The organism is Arthrobacter sp. 10T425, from assembly GCF_056393985.1.
This window is the reverse complement of sequence record NZ_JBFTGZ010000076.1, coordinates 1-463: the sequence shown is the minus strand read 5'-3', so window position 1 is coordinate 463 and position 463 is coordinate 1. Positions and strand designations below refer to the sequence as shown.

At 71.3% G+C, this 463-nt stretch carries 1 protein-coding gene; it reads left to right on the top strand.

Annotated elements, in window-relative coordinates; translation table 11 throughout:
• Nucleotides 1-463: glycoside hydrolase domain-containing protein (locus AC1DDH_RS20595; protein WP_476956231.1), on the top strand; the 463-nt coding region annotated here is incomplete at both ends.

Sequence of the window (463 nt, the reverse complement as noted above, 5' to 3'; positions counted from 1 at the left end):
GCGCTACGAAGCGGTCGACGATTTCGACGCCTATGCCGCGATGGAGCGCACCGCCACGCCGGCCGAACAGGACGCGCTGCTGGCCGCGCACACCGAAGCGCTGCTGCTGTTCCCGGAAACGCGCGCCAACCCGGTGCGCATGTTCGACAGGTTGCCGGTGTCCTGGGCGCAGCGCGGCCCCGGCGGCACGCTGAGCGACAGTGCGCTGCGCGGCGAATACCTCAGCTTCCAGATCGGCGTGTGGGCGGCGCGCGCGCCGGTGAACGCGGTGCGCGTGGCCTTCGGCGACCTGCACGGCCCCGACGGCGCGATCATCCCAGCCACCGCGCTGACCTGCTTCAACCTGCGCGGCGTCGATTACACCGGCCGGCCGTTCAGTACTCGCGTGGACGTGGCGAAGGGGCGCGTGCAACCGCTGTGGATGGGCGTGGACATTCCCGCGGATGCCAAGCCGGGCGTGTAC